The organism is Xanthomonas sp. SI (genome assembly GCF_014236855.1).
Classification (GTDB): domain Bacteria; phylum Pseudomonadota; class Gammaproteobacteria; order Xanthomonadales; family Xanthomonadaceae; genus Xanthomonas_A.
Map to the genome: position 1 here is coordinate 1,611,911 of NZ_CP051261.1, position 16,853 is coordinate 1,628,763.

20 protein-coding genes are annotated in these 16,853 nt (G+C 69.1%); 3 read left to right on the forward strand and 17 right to left on the reverse strand.

All coding sequences use genetic code 11. The annotated features are described in order from the left end of the window. Nucleotides 1–32: 32 nt before the first annotated feature. From HEP75_RS06740 to HEP75_RS06810, 15 genes are all read right to left on the reverse strand, one after another. The gene (locus HEP75_RS06740; RefSeq protein WP_185825894.1) at nt 33–866 is read right to left on the reverse strand and encodes a prolyl oligopeptidase family serine peptidase; all 834 of its coding nucleotides are present in this window, start codon (nt 864–866) and stop codon (nt 33–35) included. Between the two features lie 225 nt (nt 867–1,091). Continuing rightward, nucleotides 1,092–2,450, reverse strand: coding sequence for a magnesium transporter (gene mgtE, locus HEP75_RS06745; protein WP_179566246.1), 1,359 nt, complete (start codon nt 2,448–2,450; stop codon nt 1,092–1,094). Nucleotides 2,451–2,915: 465 nt separating this feature from the next. Further along, nucleotides 2,916–4,622, reverse strand: a complete 1,707-nt coding sequence (ptsP, locus tag HEP75_RS06750) for a phosphoenolpyruvate--protein phosphotransferase (RefSeq protein WP_185825895.1) — start codon at nt 4,620–4,622, stop codon at nt 2,916–2,918. Between the two features lie 58 nt (nt 4,623–4,680). Beyond that, entirely contained in the window at nt 4,681–4,950 is a 270-nt protein-coding gene (locus HEP75_RS06755) for an HPr family phosphocarrier protein (protein WP_009591660.1), read from the reverse strand. Then, entirely contained in the window at nt 4,943–5,335 is a 393-nt protein-coding gene (locus HEP75_RS06760) for a PTS fructose IIA subunit family protein (RefSeq protein WP_179566242.1), read from the reverse strand. The genes HEP75_RS06755 and HEP75_RS06760 overlap by 8 nt, the downstream gene beginning before the upstream one ends. A 140-nt stretch (nt 5,336–5,475) precedes the next feature. Then, nucleotides 5,476–6,354 carry an RNase adapter RapZ gene (gene rapZ, locus HEP75_RS06765; protein WP_185825896.1) on the reverse strand — a complete coding sequence of 293 codons (879 nt, stop codon included), beginning with the start codon at nt 6,352–6,354 and terminating at the stop codon, nt 5,476–5,478. Further along, a complete protein-coding gene (gene hprK / locus HEP75_RS06770; RefSeq protein ID WP_185816533.1) occupies nt 6,351–7,301 on the reverse strand; it encodes an HPr(Ser) kinase/phosphatase in 951 nt (316 codons plus the stop codon). The genes rapZ and hprK overlap by 4 nt, the downstream gene beginning before the upstream one ends. A 2-nt stretch (nt 7,302–7,303) precedes the next feature. Further along, entirely contained in the window at nt 7,304–7,759 is a 456-nt protein-coding gene (locus HEP75_RS06775; RefSeq protein WP_185822626.1) for a PTS sugar transporter subunit IIA, read from the reverse strand. A gap of 22 nt (nt 7,760–7,781) precedes the next feature. Next, the gene (raiA, locus tag HEP75_RS06780; RefSeq protein WP_003478125.1) at nt 7,782–8,099 is read right to left on the reverse strand and encodes a ribosome-associated translation inhibitor RaiA; all 318 of its coding nucleotides are present in this window, start codon (nt 8,097–8,099) and stop codon (nt 7,782–7,784) included. A 58-nt stretch (nt 8,100–8,157) separates the two neighbouring features. Continuing rightward, complete coding sequence (locus HEP75_RS06785) at nt 8,158–9,606, reverse strand: RNA polymerase factor sigma-54 (RefSeq protein WP_185825897.1); 1,449 nt, start codon at nt 9,604–9,606, stop codon at nt 8,158–8,160. 43 nt (nt 9,607–9,649) lie between these two features. Next, nucleotides 9,650–10,369, reverse strand: a complete 720-nt coding sequence (gene lptB / locus HEP75_RS06790; protein WP_185815728.1) for an LPS export ABC transporter ATP-binding protein — start codon at nt 10,367–10,369, stop codon at nt 9,650–9,652. Next, entirely contained in the window at nt 10,369–10,968 is a 600-nt protein-coding gene (lptA, locus tag HEP75_RS06795) for a lipopolysaccharide transport periplasmic protein LptA (RefSeq protein WP_185825898.1), read from the reverse strand. The genes lptB and lptA overlap by 1 nt, the downstream gene beginning before the upstream one ends. Then, complete coding sequence (gene lptC, locus HEP75_RS06800) at nt 10,946–11,512, reverse strand: LPS export ABC transporter periplasmic protein LptC (protein ID WP_185825899.1); 567 nt, start codon at nt 11,510–11,512, stop codon at nt 10,946–10,948. Before lptC ends, lptA begins: the two co-directional genes overlap by 23 nt. Then, a complete protein-coding gene (locus tag HEP75_RS06805; protein WP_184410662.1) occupies nt 11,509–12,057 on the reverse strand; it encodes an HAD hydrolase family protein in 549 nt (182 codons plus the stop codon). The genes lptC and HEP75_RS06805 overlap by 4 nt, the downstream gene beginning before the upstream one ends. 92 nt (nt 12,058–12,149) lie before the next feature. Beyond that, complete coding sequence (locus HEP75_RS06810) at nt 12,150–13,151, reverse strand: KpsF/GutQ family sugar-phosphate isomerase (RefSeq protein ID WP_185822630.1); 1,002 nt, start codon at nt 13,149–13,151, stop codon at nt 12,150–12,152. Between the two features lie 52 nt (nt 13,152–13,203). Between HEP75_RS06810 and HEP75_RS06815 the strand changes: the two genes are divergently transcribed. The 3 genes from HEP75_RS06815 to HEP75_RS06825 all read left to right on the forward strand — a co-directional run bounded on the left by HEP75_RS06815 (nt 13,204) and on the right by HEP75_RS06825 (nt 15,128). Further along, nucleotides 13,204–13,434 (forward strand): BolA/IbaG family iron-sulfur metabolism protein, encoded by a 231-nt coding sequence (locus HEP75_RS06815; RefSeq protein ID WP_053840276.1) that lies wholly within the window; start codon nt 13,204–13,206, stop codon nt 13,432–13,434. 66 nt (nt 13,435–13,500) lie between these two features. Further along, complete coding sequence (gene murA / locus HEP75_RS06820) at nt 13,501–14,775, forward strand: UDP-N-acetylglucosamine 1-carboxyvinyltransferase (protein ID WP_185815733.1); 1,275 nt, start codon at nt 13,501–13,503, stop codon at nt 14,773–14,775. Continuing rightward, nucleotides 14,772–15,128, forward strand: coding sequence for an EF-hand domain-containing protein (locus tag HEP75_RS06825; RefSeq protein WP_185825900.1), 357 nt, complete (start codon nt 14,772–14,774; stop codon nt 15,126–15,128). The genes murA and HEP75_RS06825 overlap by 4 nt, the downstream gene beginning before the upstream one ends. 233 nt (nt 15,129–15,361) lie before the next feature. Here the strand turns inward: HEP75_RS06825 and HEP75_RS06830 are convergent, their stop codons facing one another. Then, the gene (locus HEP75_RS06830; protein ID WP_185815735.1) at nt 15,362–16,045 is read right to left on the reverse strand and encodes a DUF3108 domain-containing protein; all 684 of its coding nucleotides are present in this window, start codon (nt 16,043–16,045) and stop codon (nt 15,362–15,364) included. 2 nt (nt 16,046–16,047) lie between these two features. After that, the gene (locus HEP75_RS06835; RefSeq protein WP_255424086.1) at nt 16,048–16,704 is read right to left on the reverse strand and encodes a DUF3108 domain-containing protein; all 657 of its coding nucleotides are present in this window, start codon (nt 16,702–16,704) and stop codon (nt 16,048–16,050) included. Between the last annotated feature and the right edge of the window lie 149 nt (nt 16,705–16,853).

Here is a 16,853-nt window from a genome sequence, read left to right on the forward strand (position 1 = left end):
AGCTGGAAACCGTACCGGTCTGCGGCGCCGGATCAGCTGCCGCCGGTCGCGGCTTCCGGCGCCGCGTCGGCGGTGTCGCCGCCACGCTTCTGTGCGAACAGCCATTGCCACATCTTCGGGTCGCGGTAGGTGGCGTCCCAGGCGTTGTGGTTGCCTTCCGGATATTCGGTGTACTGCACGTCGGCATCCAGGTTCTTGAACGCGCGGTAGATCTTGCGGTCGTCGTGCGGCAGCACCACGTCGTCCTCGGCGCCATGGAACATCCACACCGGGATCCGCTGCAGGCGTTCGGCCAGCGCGGTGTAGGGGTCGGGCAGTTCCGCCACCGGGGTCACCACCAGGTATTCGCGGTCCTCGTGCGGGGACAGGATCGCGCCGCACACCGGCACCAGCGCGGCGAAACGCTGCGGCTGCTGCAGCGCGATTTCCCAGGTGCCGTAGCCGCCCATCGACATGCCGGTCAGGTAGGTGCGCTGCGGGTCGCCGTTGAATTCGGCGCTAGCCGCGTCCAGCGCCTGCAGCGCCATGGTCGCGTTGACTCCGTTCCACTCCTGCTCGTCCGGCACCTGCGGCATCACCACCAGCGCCGGGAAGTCGCTCAGATGGCGGCGCAGGTACGGACCCACGCCCGAATCGGCCTGCTGCTTGCCGTCGCTGCCGCGCTCGCCGGATCCGTGCAGGAACAGCACCACCGGCACCTGTCCCTGGCGGTGCGGCGGCGCCGGCACGAACACCTGGTAGCGGTACAGGCGACCGTCCACGGTCAGCTGGCGGGACACGAAATGGCCGGTGGCCGGGTCGCTGGGCAGGCTGCTGCAACCGACCATCGACAGGCACAGCAGCATCAGCAACGAACGCATGGACATGGGCGGCCCTCGGCGGTGGAGATCCCCAGTATCGGTGTCCAGGCGCTTCGGGGACAGCGCGGCGTGCGGCCAGGGCCGGGGCCGGACATGCGCCAGTCAGGCGCCGCCCGCGCGGCGTTCAGCCTGTCGCGGGCGTCCGGCACGCGACGGCGAGAACGCCGACACATGTGCGCGCGCTGGCGATGCGGCGGCGTGCGCGGCAATGCGGATGCCGCGCAGGCTGGCCTACAGCAGCACCAGCGTGGCCAGGCCGAGGAAGCTGAGGAAGCCCATCACGTCGGTCAGGGTGGTCAGGATCACGCCGCCGGCCAGTGCCGGATCGAAGCCCAGGCGCTTGAGCGTCAGTGGCACCAGCACGCCGCCGAGCGCGGCGGTGAGCAGGTTGATGGTCAGCGCCGAGCCGATCACCAGCGACAGCAGCGGCTGCTTGAACCACGCCAGCACGATCAGGCCCAGGCCGATGCCCAGCGCCAGGCCGTTGATCAGCGCCACCGCCAGTTCCTTGCGCAGCAGCACGGTGACGTTGGACGCGCCGATCTGGCCCAGCGCCAGGCCGCGCACCATCAGCGCCAGCACCTGGGTGCCGGCGTTGCCGCCCATGCCGGCCACGATCGGCATCAGCGCGGCCAACGCCACCAGCTTGGAGATGGTGCCCTCGAACTGGCTGACCACGCTGGAGGCGATGAACGCGGTGCCGAGGTTGATGGTCAGCCACAGCAGGCGGCGCCGGAACGCGCGCCGCACCGGGCTGAACATGTCCTCGTCCTCGTCCAGGCCGGCGGCGCTCATCGCCTGGTGCTCGGCCTGGTCGCGGATGATGTCGACCACGTCGTCGATGGTGATGCGGCCGAGCAGGATGTTGTTGTCGTCCACCACTGGCGCGGAGATCCAGTCGTGGTCGGAGAACTGCCGCGCGACCTCGTCGGCGCCTTCGCCCACGTCGATGGCCGGCTGTTCGTCGTCGATCAGCCGGTTGATCGGGGTGGAATCCTCGTGTGTGACCAGCGCGGCCAGCGACACCCGGCCCAGGTACTGGTGGCGGCGGCTGACCACGAACAGGTGATCGGTGTGGTCCGGCAGTTCGCCGCGCAGGCGCAGGTAGCGCAGCACCACGTCGACGTTGACGTCGGCGCGCACGGTGACCACGTCCGGGTTCATCAGGCGCCCGGCGCTGTCCTCGGGATAGGACAGCACCTGTTCCAGGCGCTCGCGGTTCTCGCGGTCCATCGACTTGAGCACTTCGTCGATGACCGTGTCGGGCAGATCCTCGACCAGGTTGGCCAGATCGTCGATGTCGAGGTCTTCGACCGCGGCGATGATCTCGTCCGGGTCCATGTCCGCGAGCAGGCTTTCGCGGACCTCTTCGCCGACGTGCAGCAGCACCTCGCCGTCGTCTTCCGGATCGACCAGGCCCCACACCACCACGCGCTTGCCGGGCGGCAGCGACTCGAGCAGGTTGCCGATCTCGGCCGGCGCCAGCGTATTGACCAGTCGCCGCACCGGGCCCAGACGCCCGCTGTCCAGCGCATCGGACAGCAAACGCAGCTGCCGCGCGGTCTTGTCGTGGCGGACGGCATCGGCCATGCGCTGCTCCTGAAAGTGGAAGGCCGCGCGCCGAAGGCGGGCGGTCGGTCAGATGTTCATCGCAACATTATCGCCTGCATGTTGCGGGAAGCACAGCGGGCGGGGATTGGGGATTGGGGATGACCAGCCATTCGGCTGTGGAAAAGCGGGGATTCGCAAGGCGCGGCGCCGTCCGGCGAAATCGCGGCCGGCGGGCTGGCGAAAAAGCGCCATGCCCGAAAATCGGCGCTTCCTTACTGTAGGAGGGGCTTCAGCCCCGACGCCTTACCGGTAGAGCGTCGGGGCTGAAGCCCCTCCTACACAGGGCGCAGCTGCAGATCCGGAATTCCGGCGTTCCAAAGATGATGGGGCCTGAAAGCGCGGGAGCTGGGGCAGGGGACACTGTGCCAGCACCGGCGCGGCGGTTGCGCAGATGGCCGCGCACGCTCTTGATTATTGCGAATCCCCAATCCCGAATCCCGGCTCTCAACCCAGCCAGCGCTCGATGCCCTTGCGGTCGCGCGCCTGCAGCAGTTTGGCGCCGCGCAGGCGCAGCGCCTGCAGGTCGGTGTCGCGGATCACCCGGCGCACTTCCAGCATTGTCGCCGGGTGCAGGCTGAACTCGCGCAGTCCCAGCGCCAGCAGGATCGGGGTCAGTGCCGGGTCGCCGGCGATTTCGCCGCACACCGCCACCGGCTTGGCGTGGGCCTGGCCGGTGGCGATGACCTGCGCGATCAGGCGCAGCACCGCCGGGTGCAGCGGCGAATACAGCTCGCCCAGCGCCTCGTTGTTGCGATCGGCGGCGAGCAGGTACTGCACCAGGTCGTTGGTGCCGATCGACAGGAAGTCGATGGCGTCGATGAAGGTGTCCAGCGCGATCGCCGCGGCCGGTACCTCGATCATCGCGCCGATCTGCACCTGTTCGGCGATGGCGTGGCCCTCGCGGCGCAGTTGCGCGGCGATGCGCTTGAGATGCCGGCGCATCGCCATGATCTCCTCGCGCGCGCTGATCATCGGCAGCAGCACGCGCACAGGGCCGTAGCCGGAAGCGCGCAGGATCGCGCGCAGTTGCGTGTCCGATACCTTCGGCCGGGCCAGCGACAGGCGCACGCCGCGCAGGCCCAGCGCCGGGTTCTGCTCGTTGCTCATGGTCAGGCCGGTGCGGTCGGCCTTGTCCGCGCCCAGGTCCAGGGTGCGGATGGTCACCGGCCGCCCGCTCATGCCGAGCACCGCGTCGCGGTAGGTGCGGAACTGTTCCTCCTCGTCGGGCAGCGCGTCGCGCTGCAGGAACAGGAATTCGGTGCGGTACAGGCCCAGGCCGTCGGCGCCGAGCGCATGCGCGCGGGCCACGTCGTCGCGCGACTCGGCATTGGCCAGCAGCACGATATCGACCCCGTCCAGGGTGCGGCTGGGCTTGGAGCGCAGCTTGCCTAGGCCGCGTTGCAGCTTGGCCTGGTCGCGCACGCGGGTCCGGTAGTCGCGCAGGTCGTCGGGCGTGGGCTCGACGATCACCGCGCCCTGCACGCCGTCGACGATCAGCACGTCGCCGTCGTTGATCTTCTGCAGCGCATCGGCGACCCCGACCACCAGCGGCAGGTGCAGGCTGCGCGCCAGGATCGCGCTGTGCGACAGCGCGCTGCCGGCGCTGGTGACGATGCCGACCACGCCCTGCGCCTGCAGTTGCGCCAGTTCCGACGGCGCCACGTTCTCGCACACCAGGATCTCGCCGGCCAGGCCGGCGCTGTCGGGCTGGCGTTTCTGCAGGAACGCGTGGATGCGCCCGATCACATGGTCCAGATCGTCCATGCGGCTTTTCAGGTAGGCGTCTTCCATGGCGTCGAACACGGTCGCCAGGCGGTCGCGTTGCAGGCGCAAGGCGTAGTCGGCGCTGTAGCGGCCGGTGCGGATCAGTTCGTCCAGGCCATGCAGCAGTTCCGGGTCGTCGAGCAGCAGCGCGTGCAGGTCGAGGAACTCGCCGACCTCCTTGGCCAGCGCGCCGTGCAGGCGCTGGCGCAGGCCGTGCATTTCCTCGCGCGCGGCGTTGACCGCCAGGTGCAGGCGTTCCAGTTCCTCGGGCACCTGCGCTGCGCCGATGCGTTGTTCGGCCACGTCCAGCGCATGCGGCAGGCGCACGCGCGCGCGGCCCAGCGCGTTGCCGCGCGAGGCGCCATGGCCGGCGATGCGCAGGCTCACCGCGCGCACCCGCGTCGGCGCGGCGGCGTGGTCGCGAACGGCGGCCGGCGCCGCATGCTCAGCTGTCCTCGTCGAAGCGCCGCTCGAACAGGCCGACCACGGCCTCCAGCGCATCGGCTTCGTCGGCGCCGTCCACCCGCACCGTCACCGGCGTGCCCTGCGCGGCGGCCAGCAGCATCACGCCCATGATGCTCTTGGCGTTGACCTCGCGGCCCTTGGCCGCCAGCGTGGCGTTGCAACGGAACGAGGACAGCGTCTGCACCAGCTTGGCGGTCGCGCGCGCATGCAGGCCCAGTCGGTTGGATACGATGAGTTCGCGTTCAAGCATCGTCGATCACCACTCCATTGCGCGAGCCAGCGGCCGCGGTCGCGGGCAACTGGTCCAGCCCCTGTTCGGGGTAATTCATGATCCGAAGCAGCATCGGCAGGCTCAGCGCCGAGACGCGCCGCACCGGCGTGCCGAGGCGGGCGAGTTTCGTCGCCAGGTTGCTCGGGCTGGCGCCATACAGATCGGTGACGACCAGCACGCCGTCGCCGTCGTCGACCCGCCGCAACGCCGCCGACGCCTGCGGCAGCAGTGCGTCCAGATCGGCATCGAGCGGGACTTCGAACGCTTCGGTCTTCAGCGGCAACTGCCGCAACAATCCGGTGGCCACGCTCAACAGCGACGCGCCCACACCGGGATGAGTAATCAGGAGAATGCCACAGGCCATGGGAGAACGTTAACAGGTCGGGCAGGGCGCAGGGAATGGTTGGAAGGCCGGGATTGGGGATTCGGGATTGGGGATTCGCAAGAGCCGCAGCCGCTCGCGCTTTTGCCAATCCCTAATCCCCAATCCCCAATCCCGGCCCCTCAATCCTGCTCGCGATGGAACGTTGCCACTTCCGGCCAGCCCTGTTCGCGCGCGTGGCGGGCCAGGCGTTCGGCCAGGTACACCGAGCGGTGCTTGCCGCCGGTGCAGCCGAAGGCGATGGTGACGTAGCTGCGGGTGTCGTTGCGCAGCCGCGGCAGCCAGGTGTCGAGCAGGTCGACGATCTGCGCGGTGTATTGCTGCACGTCCGGCTGCGCGTCCAGGTAGTCGCGCACGCCGCTGTCGCGGCCGGTCAGCGGCCGCAGTTCCGGATCCCAGTGCGGATTGGGCAGCACCCGCGCGTCGAACACGAAGTCGGCTTCGGCCGGCACCCCGCGCCTGTAGGCGAAGGACTCGAACAGCAGCGACAGGCTGTTCTCGTTGGTCAGCGCGAACTCGGTGGTGACCCGCCGGCGCAGCTGGTGCACGTTGAGCGTGCTGGTGTCGATCACCGCGTCGGCCTCGCGGCGCAGCGGCTCGGTGAGCGCGCGTTCGCGCTCGATCGCCTCGGGCAGCGACAGGCCCATGTGCGACAGCGGATGCCGGCGGCGGGTGTCGGCGTAGCGCTTGATCAGCGCTTCGTCGGTGGCGTCGAAGAACAGCAGCCGCGCGTCCAGGCCGAACTGCGCCACCGCCTCGCGCCAGCGCGACAGCTGCGCCAGGTCGCTGTGGCGGCTGCGCACGTCGATGCCCACCGCCAGCTTGCCGGGGCCGACGTCGTCGCGCACCAGGCTCTTGACGAAGGCCGGCAGCAGTTCCACCGGCAGGTTGTCGACGCAGTAGTAGTCCAGGTCCTCGAAGGTCTTCAGCGCCACCGATTTGCCGGAGCCGGACAGGCCGCTGACGATCACCAGGGTGGAGGTGTTCGCCACCGCGTTCATGGCGTGCGCCGTTCGAGCAGGTTGCTGTGGCGGGCGATGAACATCGCCGCCGGGTCGATACCCTTGGTGCGCAGGATGTGCAGGCGCGTGGCGGCCTCGGTCAGCACCGCCAGATTGCGCCCGGGCATCACCGGCAGGGTGATCAGCGGCACGTCCAGGTCGAGCACGTGGCGGGTGCCGGAATCGCCGGTCAGGCGCTCGTAGCCATGCGGGGTCGGTTCGGTCATGGGCCGGGTCAGGTGCACGATCAGGCGAAGATACTTGTTCTTCTTTACAGCGGTGTCGCCGAACATGTCGCGCACGTTGAGCACGCCCAGGCCGCGCACTTCCAGCAGGTCCTGCAGCAGTTCCGGGCAGGTGCCGTCGAGCACGTCGGGGGCGATCTGGGTGAACTCGGGGGCGTCGTCGGCGACCAGCCGATGGCCGCGGCTGAGCAGTTCCAGCGCCAGCTCGCTCTTGCCGGAGCCGGCCTCGCCGGTGATCAGCACGCCGATCGAGTAGATCTCCATGAACACCCCGTGCAGGATCACCCGCGGCGCCAGCGTGCGCGCCAGGTGATAGGAGAGGTGGTTGAGCAGTTCGTGGCCGCGCTTGGGCGAGCCCCACAGCGGCGTGTCGGATTCGTCGGCGGCCGCGCGCAGGTCTTCCGGGCACGACTGGTTCTTGGTGATCACCAGCGCCAGCGGCCGCACCTGCACGATCTTCTCGATGGTTTCCCAGCGCTGGCGCGAATCCAGCGAATCCAGCCAGGCCAGTTCCTCGGTGCCGAGGATCTGCACCTTGTTCGGATAGATCGTATTGAGATAGCCGGCCAGCGACGGGCGCCGCGACACCGCGTTGCCGGCTTCCAGCTCGCGGTGTTCGCCCTTCTGCCCGCCCAGCCAGCGCAGGTTGAGCCGGTCGCGTTGCTGGTCGAACAGTTCGCGGGCGGTGATGCTGGTGTTCATGCTCATGCGGCGCTGGCCTGGGGCGCGCCGCCGAGCAGGTCGTGCAGCGCGGCAGCGTCGGGGGCGCGGCGCAGGGCCTCGCGGAAGCCGTCGTCGGAGAACTGTTCGGCCAGTTCCGACAGCAGCATCAGGTGTTGGTGGGTGTAGTGCGCCGGCACGGCCATCGCGAAGATCAGATCGACCTGCGTGCCGTTGCCGTCGAAGTCGATTGGCTGGTCCAGCCGCAACAAGGCGCCACGTGGTGCGTCGAGATGCGGGGCGCGGCCATGCGGGATGGCGATGCCATGGCCGATGGCGGTGCTGCCGAGCTGTTCGCGCTCGCGCAGGCTGGCGAAGAGTTCGTCGAAGCCGGCTTGCGGACAGGCCAGCAGGCTGGCAGCGGTACGCAGCAGGGTGTCGCGATCGGCGGCCGGCAGCACCTGGGTGCGGACGGCCGCCATAAGATCGGTCAAGGGCATGGCAGGAGCAACGTGTGCGGGATCACACGATATTGTCGCGCACCTCGGCGGCGTGGTGGTCCTGTTTCTTTTCCTTGTGCTTGATGATCAGCCGGTCGAGCTTGTCGGCGAGCAGGTCGATCGCCGCGTACATGGTCTGCGCGCTGGCATCGGCGTGCAGGGTGCGGCCGGGAACGTTGACCGTGGCCTCGACGTGGTGGTCGGGCTTGCGCAGCGCCAGCTGGGCGCGGACCTCGATGGTTTCCTCGTAATGCCGCTTCAGCCGCTGCAGCTTGGTCTCCACGTACTCGCGCAAGGCGGGGGTGACTTCGATCTGCTGGCCGTAGGTCTCGATACGCATCGGATACTCCTTGGTTCGGGATTCACCTTATGAACCATTGCCGCCTGCCGCCGATGCATCAACCGATGCGGACGCGTTCGTGGGAAGCGGAAATGTTCATGGCCTCACGATACTTCGCAACCGTGCGCCGCGCTACAGGCACGCCGGCGGCTTTCAGCAGGTCGGCCAGCTTGGCGTCAGAAAGCGGCTTGCGCGGGTTCTCGGCCTCGATCAGGCGCCGGATCATCGCCTGAATGGCGGTGCTGGAGGCTTCGCCGCCGCTGTCGGTGTCGATGCCCGAGGCGAAGAAGGCGCGCAGCGGGATGGTGCCGCGCGGGGTGCGCACGTACTTGCGGGCGATGGCGCGGGAGATCGTGCTCTCGTGCAGGCCCAGTTCGCCGGCGATCTCGCGCAGGGTCAGCGGGCGCAGCGCCTGTTCGCCGAATTCGAGGAAGCCGGCCTGCTGGCGCAGCAGGCAGCGGGTCACCTTGAGCAGGGTCTCGCCGCGCGCCTCCAGGCTCTTCAGCAGCCAGCGCGCCTCCTGCAGCTGGCCGCGCAGGTAGCCGGCGTCGCTTTCGCCGCACTGGCGGATCAGTTGTTCGTAGCCGCGGTGGATGGTGACCTTGGGCCGCGCGTGCCCGGCCAGCGCCGCATGCCAGACGCCGCGCTGGCGCCAGATCACGCAGTCCGGCACCACGTAGGTGTCGGCGCTGAGTTCGCCGACCTGCTTGCCTGGGCGCGGGTCCAGCGAGCGCAGCAGAGTGACCGCGGTCTCCACCGCCGAGGCCGGGCGTTTGAGTTCGTGGGCGATGCCGGCGATGCCGCTGCGCGGCAGCTTCTCCAGCGGGCCATTGGCAATCGTGCGCGCCAGCTCCAGCCCGGGCGTGTCCGCGGGCAGTACGTCCAGCTGCAGGTTCAGGCATTCGCCCAGCGTGCGCGCGGCGATGCCGACCGGGTCGAAGCGCTGGATCTGGTGCAGCACGGTGAGGATTTCCTCCTCCTCGGCGACGATGTCCGGCTGCAAGGTTTCTGCGATCGTGGCCAGCGGTTCGCGCAGGTAGCCGTCGTCGTCCAGCGCGTCGATCAGCGCCGCGCCGATGCTGCGGTCGCGCGGCGACAGGTGCGACAGGTGCAACTGCCACAGCAGGTGATCGATCAGCGTATCGGGTTCGGCCACGCGCTCGGCGGCGCTGCCCATGTCGTCGTCGTCGTCGAAGGAGCCGCCGCTGCCGCTGCTCCAGGCCGGCTCGGCATCTGACCAGTCGTCGCCGTCGTGCTGCGGCACGTTGTCCAGCGTATCGCCGGCCGGCGGCGCGACCTCGGCCTCGCCTTCGGCGCGGCCGGCACCGGCCACATCGAGCGTGGGTGCGGCGTCTTCGGTCCATTCCAGCAGCGGATTGCTCTCCACCGCCTCGGCGATCTCCACTTCCAGTTCGGCGCTGGACATCTGCAACAGCTTGATCGCCTGCCGCAACTGCGGCGTCATGACCAGATGCTGTCCCAGCGATGTCTGCAGCCGTGCTTTCATGCCTGTGCCGAACGGGAAGGGGCGTGGCGCAACGCCCGCGCGGTCAGAGCCTGAAGGTTTCCCCGAGGTAGACGCGGCGGACTTCGCTATTGGCCAGCAGCGCTTCAGGCACCCCCTGCGCCAACACGCTGCCTTCGTTGAGGATATACGCCCGGTCGCAGATTCCCAAGGTTTCGCGCACGTTGTGGTCGGTGATGAGCACGCCGATGCCGCGTTGCTTGAGGTGGGTGACGATGCGCTGGATTTCGCCGACCGAAATCGGATCGACGCCGGCGAAGGGTTCGTCGAGCAGCATCATCCGCGGCTTGGCGGCCAGCGCGCGGGCGATCTCGCAGCGGCGGCGCTCGCCGCCGGACAGGCTGGCGCCGAGCTGCTCGGCGACGTGGCCGATCTGCAGTTCGTCCAGCAGCGAGGACAGTTCGCGCTCGCGGCCGGCGTCGTCCAGGTCTTCGCGCAGTTCCAGCACCAGGCGGATGTTGTCGGCCACGCTGAGCTTGCGGAACACCGACGGCTCCTGCGGCAGGTAGCCGACGCCGAGCTTGGCGCGCTTGTACATCGGCAGCGCGGTGATGTCGTTGCCGTCGAGCACGATGCGCCCCGCATCGGCCTCGACCAGGCCGACGATCATGTAGAAGCAGGTGGTCTTGCCGGCGCCGTTGGGGCCGAGCAGGCCGACCACTTCGCCGGCCTCCAGGGTCAGCGCGAACTCGCGCACGACCTCGCGCTGCTTGTAGCGCTTGCGCAGGCCTTCGGCGAGCAGCATCACTGGCCTCCTTGCTTGGCCGGCGTGGTGGGCTTGGCCGGCGTCGCGGCGGGCTTGGCGGCCGGTTTGGCGGCTGGCTTGGCGTCAGCGGCAGGGGCGCCGGCCGGCGCCGCGTTCTTCGGCTGGATCACCGTGTGCACGCGGGTGCCGTCGCCGCCGCCCTGCATGTCGCCGGTCTTGGTGTTGTAGACCATGCGCTGGCCGGCATTGGTGCCCTTGGGCGAGGTCATGCGGTAGTTGCCGGTCAACACCACGGTGTCGGTGCCGACCTTGTAGTCGATGTTGTCGGCCACGGCATCCATGGGCGAGCCGTCGTCCAGTTCCTGCTTCAGCGTGGCCTGCTTGCCGGTCAGCACGACGCGGTCGATGTCGCCGTCCTTGCGGAATACGTCGGCAGTACTGGCATGGATCTCCAGTGTGCCCTGGACGATGACGACGTTGCCCGTGTAACGGATCTTGCCGTTGTCGTCGAGCATGTTGCCGCTCTGGTCATTGGATTCGATCGTCATCGGCTGATTGCGATCGGTCGACTTGGCCATCGCCAGTGCGGGCAGCAGCAGGGCGAGCAGCGCGAGCTTAGCGGGCAGCGTTCGGTTCATAGCGGGTCTTGACCTGTGAAAGGAGCTTGTACTGCCGGGACTTCAAGTCGACCTCGAAGCCGACGCCGGACTGCATCATACCGGGCCGGGTCATGGTGACCGGTTTGGCGGTGCGCGCGGTGCTGGTCTGCGGGAAGACGTCCAGGCTCTGGGTGCGGAAGGTGGTGGGCGGGATGCTGGGCACCTTGGGGCTGTCGCCGGCGACGTCGCCGCGCAGGCGCAGTTCGTTGCCGTCGGCGCTGACCCAGCCGGTCTTGCTGCGCATTTCCCAGTGCTGGCCATTGGCGTCCGGCAGCAGGAACAGCGGGGTTTCGATCGCCATGGTCTGGTCGGCGCGGCTGCGTTCCATCTGCGGCGCGCGCAGGGTCATCGACTCCTTGCCCTGCTTGTCCAGCGCGACGATCTGGAAATCGTGCGCGATGTAGTCCGAGCGCGCCTCTGAGTCGGTCGTCGGCACCCGCTTGCTGCGCTGCTGCCAGGCCGACCAGCCGCTGACCAGGGCCGCGACCAGCAACAGGCCGCCGAGAACGGTGCGCCAGTTCATGCGCCATGCTCCTGCAGCAGCGAGGGGACATGGCCTTGCGCGGCCAGCAGCACGTCGCACAGCTCGCGCGCTGCGCCTTCGCCGCCGCGGGCGCGGGTCAGCCAATGCACGTGCTCGGCGGTCCACGGATGCGCATTGGCCGGGGCCACCGCCAGGCCGACCACGCGCAGCGGCGCCAGATCCGGCAGGTCGTCGCCCATGAAGCACACCTGATCCAGGCTCAGCCCGCGCTCGTCGCACAGCGCCTGCACCCCGGCGCGCTTGTCCTTGACCCCGATCTGCACCAGCAGGCCCAGTTCCTGGCCGCGCTTCTCCGCGGCCAGGCTGGGCCGCGCGGTGATCAGCGCCACCTCGATGCCGTGCCGGCGCAGCTGCACCAGGCCCTGGCCGTCGAGCACGTTGAACGCCTTGCTCTCGTTGCCGTCGCGGTCGTAATACAGGCGGCCGTCGGTCAGCGTGCCGTCCACGTCGAAGCACGCCAGGCGGATGCGCGCGGCGCGGTCGATCAGGTCGGCGGGAAGGTCGGCCAGCGGGGAATAGGGCATGGTTCGCTATATCGGGGCGGGGAAGGCCGGCTTTCCAGCAGGCCAGGGCCAGCGGCGCAGGGCGCCGGCAGGCGGTGAACAAGTTCAGGCTGTTAAACCACTCTGGCGCGCAACAGGTCGTGAATGTTGAGCGCGCCGACTGCGCGGCCGTCGCCGTCGACCACGATCAAACCGTTGATCTTGTGGGTTTCCATCAGCCGTGCGGCCTCGGCGGCGAGCTGGTCGGCGCCGATCGTGCGCGGCTGCCGGGTCATCACGTCGGCGATGCGGGTCTGGCGCACGTCCAGCGCGCTGTCCAGGGTGCGGCGCAGGTCGCCGTCGGTGAACAGGCCGAGCAGGCGCCCGTCGCCATCGACCACCGCGGTCATGCCCAGGCGCTTGCGGCTCATCTCCACCAGCGCCTCGCTGAGGCTGGCGTCTTCGCGCACCCGCGGCAGTTCGTCGCCGCCGTGCATCACGTCGGTGATATGCAGCAGCAGGCGCCGGCCGAGGCTGCCGGCCGGGTGCGAGCGGGCGAAGTCGTCGGCGGTGAAGCCGCGCGCGTCCAGCAGCGCCACCGCCAGCGCATCGCCCAGCGCCAGCGAGGCGGTGGTGCTGGAGGTCGGCGCCAGGTCCAGCGGGCAGGCCTCGGCCGGCACGCTGACGTCCAGGTGCAGGTCGGCCTCGCGCGCCAGCGTGGACTGGGCGCGGCCGGTCATCGCGATCACCGCATTGCCCTGGCGCTTGAGCACCGGCAGCAGCATCAGGATCTCGTCGGATTCGCCGGAATAGGACAGGGCCAGGACCACGTCAGCATCGGTGATCATGCCCAGGTCGCCGTGCCCGGCCTCGCCCGGATGCACGTAGAACGCCGGGGTGCCGGTGGAGGCGAGGGTGGCGGCGATCTTGCGCGCCACGTGCCCGGACTTGCCCATGCCGGTGGCGACCACGCGCCCGCGCGAGGCCAGGATCAACCGACACGCGGCGGCGAATTCGGCGCCGATGCGCGCGCCGACCGCGCCCAGCGCGGCCTGCTCGATCTCGACCACGCGGCGGCCGCTGGCGACCAGGCTGGCGTCGTCGATCGCGTCGGGGGACAGGGGCGATACAGCCATGCGGATGCCGGTCGGAGGGTAGAATGGCCGATCATTTTATTAGGAAAGCCCGTTGGACGCCGAAACCATCCGTAAACTGATCGAGGCCGGCCTGCCCGGCGCGCGCGTGCAGGTGCAGGGCGACGACGGCGTGCACTTCGAGGCCACCGTGGTCAGCGAAGCTTTCGCCGGCAAGCTGCCGCTGGCCCGCCACCGCATGGTGTACGCGACGCTGGGCGAGCTGATGGGCGGGGCGATCCATGCGCTGGCGCTGACCACGCTGACCCCCGAGCAGGCCGGCTGAGCAGGCTGGCTGAGCAGCGTCCACGCGTTCCTTTCCGTTTCCTCATTTTCGAATCCCCCGAGACCCATGGCCAAAATCGTAGTGACCGGCGGCAATGCGCTGCACGGTGAAGTGAACATTTCCGGTGCCAAGAACGCGGTGCTGCCGATCCTGTGCGCGACCTTGCTGGCCGATGCGCCGGTGGAGATCACCAACGTGCCGCAGCTGCACGACGTGATCACCACGGTGAAGCTGCTCGGCGAACTGGGCGCCGAAGTCACCATCGACGAAGGCACCCTGGCGCGCGGCAGCGCGATCACCGTGGATCCGCGCAAGGTCGACCAGCACGTCGCGCCGTACGAGCTGGTGCGCACCATGCGCGCCTCGATCCTGGTGCTGGGTCCGCTGCTGGCCAAGTTCGGCGCGGCCGAAGTGTCGCTGCCCGGCGGCTGCGCGATCGGCTCGCGGCCGGTGGACCAGCACATCAAGGGCCTGCAGGCGCTGGGCGCGGAGATCAGCGTCGAGAACGGCTACATCAAGGCCACCAGCAATGGGCGGCTGAAGGGCGGCCGCTACGTGTTCGACATGGTCAGCGTCACCGGCACCGAGAACGTGCTGATGGCCGCGACCCTGGCCGACGGCACCACCGTGCTGGAGAACGCGGCGATGGAGCCGGAAGTCACCGACCTGGCCGACTGCCTGATCGCGCTCGGCGCGAAGATCGAAGGCGCCGGCACCTCGCGCATCGTGGTGCATGGCGTGGAACGCCTGTCCGGCGGCCGCCACGCGGTGCTGCCCGATCGCATCGAGACCGGCACCTTCCTGGTCGCCGCGGCGATGACCGGCGGCAGCGTCACCGTGCGCCGCGCGCGCGCCGACACGCTCGACGCGGTGCTCGACAAGCTGAGCGAGGCCGGCGCCACCATCGAGACCGGCCCGGACTGGATCCGCCTGGACATGCACGGCAAGCGCCCGCGCGCGGTCAGCCTGACCACCGCGCCGTACCCGGCGTTCCCGACCGACATGCAGGCGCAATTCATGGCGCTCAACTGCGTGGCCGACGGCGTCGGCGTGATCAACGAGACGATCTTCGAGAACCGCTTCATGCACGTCAACGAGCTGCTGCGCCTGGGCGCGGACATCCAGGTCGAAGGCCATACCGCGATCGTGCGCGGCAACGAGCGGCTCAGCGGCGCGCCGGTGATGGCCACCGACCTGCGCGCCTCGGCCTCGCTGATCCTGGCCGGGCTGGTCGCCGACGGCGACACCACCATCGACCGCATCTACCACCTGGACCGTGGCTACGAGAACATCGAGGAGAAGCTGGGGGCGCTGGGCGCGTCCATCCGGCGCATCGCATGATCCTCAAAGGCCGCTTTACCCGCCGGCGCAAGGTGCTGCTGGCGGTGGTGATCCTGGTGCTGGCCTGGGTCGGCTACGCCTGGTATGCGGGCATCGCCATCACCCAGGGCATCGAACAGCGCGACATGGACTGGAACGGCGACGGCCAGGTCAGCCGCAGCGAGATCGCGCAGGCGTTCTACGCGGTCGGCGTGACCCGCAGCCAGGACGGCCCGCGCCAATGCAGCACCTTCTATTGGCGCAACAGCGGCACGCAGATCCGCGTGGACTGCCGCACCACGTTCGCACCGGCCGCCGACGCCAAGAAGCCAGCCGCCGACGCCAAGAAGCCAGCCGCCGACGCGAAGAAGTAAGTCGGCGGGCGCGCAGGCGCCGTCTCGTCTGCCCAGCTGCGCAGGCAGGCGCCCGTCGGCGTCCGCTGCGCGCGGTGCCTGGTGGCGCGAGGCGTGCAGGGGCTTCGCTGCCAATGGCTGCAGCGAAGCGTGCCGCTGGCGAGCGGACAACAAAAAAGGGCAGACCGACCGGTCCGCCCTTTTTTGTGGCAGCGTCTGCGCGAAATGCGGCCGCCGCGTGCGTTACCGAACGATCAGTGCAGCGTCTTGATGGTCAGGTCCAGCGCGTCCTGCCCGTTCTCGCGCTGCAGGATGCGCACCGGCACCGGCATGTCCGGCACGATCCAGGCGATGATTTCCTTGGAGCCGTCGCTGCGGCTGACCTTGGTCGCCTGCTCGCTCTTGCCGTTGACGGTGATGGTTTCCTTGCCGGCCACCTTGTAGGTCATCGGCTTGGCGCGGCCCTCGTCGACCATGCGGTAGCTGGGGGTCTTGCCGGCATTGACGTCGCGCGCGATCGCCAGGTTGATCAGCAGCGCGTCCATGTCGCCGGGCTGCAGCTTCACCGGGCCGCGGCGGTCGGGCTTGACGTCGCCGGCCCAGGTCGCCTGCGCGGTGCTCCAGTCGTAATTGGCGGTCACTGCCTTCTTCTTGATCAGGAACAGCGAGCGGTCGTCGCTGCTGAGCGGGCGCAGTTGTCCGCCCTTTTCCTCGAACACGGTGCTCTGGCTCAGGTCGGCGACCTGGTTCTTGATCGACAGGCTGTAGCGCCAGCGGTTGTTGCCTTCGCTGGCCAGGGTCATCAAACCGTTGGCCTGCATGCCCATGTAGCTGGCCTGGTAGTCCGCCTTGAACGGCTCCAGCGCCAGGGCGGGCAGGCTGGCCAGCGCCAGCAGGGCGGCGGCGACGGCGGACAGCGGGCGGGCGATGCGTGTCATGGTCAGACTCCTTGGTATTCGGTCAGGCGCAGGTCGATGCGGTCTTCGCCGTCTTCGCGCTGCAGGATGCGCACCGGCGTCGGCACACCGTTGGCGATCCACAGAATGGTCTCATTCTTGCCGCCATTGGTGCGCGACACGCGCAGCGCGTCGTAGCTGATGTCGCCGACCTGCACCGTCTCGGTCTGCTCGGCGGCGTGGTAGATGTGTTCGCGGACGCGGCCGACATCGACGAAGCGGTAGGTCATAGTCTTGCCCGGCTGCGCGTCGCGCATGATCGACAGGTTGATCAGCAGCGCGCTCTGGTCGCCGGGCTGCAGCGGGATCGGCTGCTGCCGATCCTTCTTCAGGTCGCCGTCCCAGCGCGCCACGCCCTTGCTCCAGTCGTAGACGCCGGTGACCTTTTTGCCGAAGAACATCGCCTTCTTCACCGTGCTCTGGCTCTGCGGCACGTAACGCCCGTCCTGGGTGCGGAACACCGTGCTCTGCTCGATGTTCAGGCCGAGGATGCTGGCGAAGCCGCTGCGGCCCTGCACGCCCAGGTCCACGCGCCATTTGTCGCCATTGCCGTGACTGACTTCCATGCGCGCATCGCCGGCCTGCTTGCCCTTGTACAGCGCCTGATAGGTGGCCACGAAGGGTTGCAGCGGCGGCGCCATCCACGGCGCGGCCTGCAGCCCGGCGGCGGCGGGTGCGGGAGCGGCAGGCGCAGTCGGCGCTTGCGCGGGAGGCGTCGGCGCGGCCGTCTGCGGCGGGGGCGCCTGCGCCAGCACGCCGACGGCCGGCGCCAGCAGGCCGAGGCAGGTCA

Bases quoted from the DNA above. Each gene is read 5' to 3' on its own strand.
- hprK (WP_185816533.1), bottom strand. From the start codon at position 7,301: ATGAACACCAGCATCACCGCCCGCGAACTGTTCGACCAGCAACGCGAC.
- lptC (WP_185825899.1), bottom strand. From the start codon at position 11,512: ATGAACTGGCGCACCGTTCTCGGCGGCCTGTTGCTGGTCGCGGCCCTG.
- lptB (WP_185815728.1), bottom strand. From the start codon at position 10,369: ATGCTGCTCGCCGAAGGCCTGCGCAAGCGCTACAAGCAGCGCGAGGTC.
- HEP75_RS06835 (WP_255424086.1), bottom strand. From the start codon at position 16,704: ATGGCGCCGCCGCTGCAACCCTTCGTGGCCACCTATCAGGCGCTGTAC.
- rapZ (WP_185825896.1), bottom strand. From the start codon at position 6,354: ATGAACGCGGTGGCGAACACCTCCACCCTGGTGATCGTCAGCGGCCTG.
- HEP75_RS06805 (WP_184410662.1), bottom strand. From the start codon at position 12,057: ATGCCCTATTCCCCGCTGGCCGACCTTCCCGCCGACCTGATCGACCGC.
- HEP75_RS06825 (WP_185825900.1), top strand. From the start codon at position 14,772: ATGATCCTCAAAGGCCGCTTTACCCGCCGGCGCAAGGTGCTGCTGGCG.
- HEP75_RS06740 (WP_185825894.1), bottom strand. From the start codon at position 866: ATGTCCATGCGTTCGTTGCTGATGCTGCTGTGCCTGTCGATGGTCGGT.
- mgtE (WP_179566246.1), bottom strand. From the start codon at position 2,450: ATGGCCGATGCCGTCCGCCACGACAAGACCGCGCGGCAGCTGCGTTTG.
- lptA (WP_185825898.1), bottom strand. From the start codon at position 10,968: ATGAACCGAACGCTGCCCGCTAAGCTCGCGCTGCTCGCCCTGCTGCTG.
- HEP75_RS06760 (WP_179566242.1), bottom strand. From the start codon at position 5,335: ATGGCCTGTGGCATTCTCCTGATTACTCATCCCGGTGTGGGCGCGTCG.
- HEP75_RS06775 (WP_185822626.1), bottom strand. From the start codon at position 7,759: ATGCCCTTGACCGATCTTATGGCGGCCGTCCGCACCCAGGTGCTGCCG.
- HEP75_RS06830 (WP_185815735.1), bottom strand. From the start codon at position 16,045: ATGACACGCATCGCCCGCCCGCTGTCCGCCGTCGCCGCCGCCCTGCTG.
- raiA (WP_003478125.1), bottom strand. From the start codon at position 8,099: ATGCGTATCGAGACCTACGGCCAGCAGATCGAAGTCACCCCCGCCTTG.
- murA (WP_185815733.1), top strand. From the start codon at position 13,501: ATGGCCAAAATCGTAGTGACCGGCGGCAATGCGCTGCACGGTGAAGTG.
- HEP75_RS06785 (WP_185825897.1), bottom strand. From the start codon at position 9,606: ATGAAAGCACGGCTGCAGACATCGCTGGGACAGCATCTGGTCATGACG.
- HEP75_RS06755 (WP_009591660.1), bottom strand. From the start codon at position 4,950: ATGCTTGAACGCGAACTCATCGTATCCAACCGACTGGGCCTGCATGCG.
- HEP75_RS06810 (WP_185822630.1), bottom strand. From the start codon at position 13,151: ATGGCTGTATCGCCCCTGTCCCCCGACGCGATCGACGACGCCAGCCTG.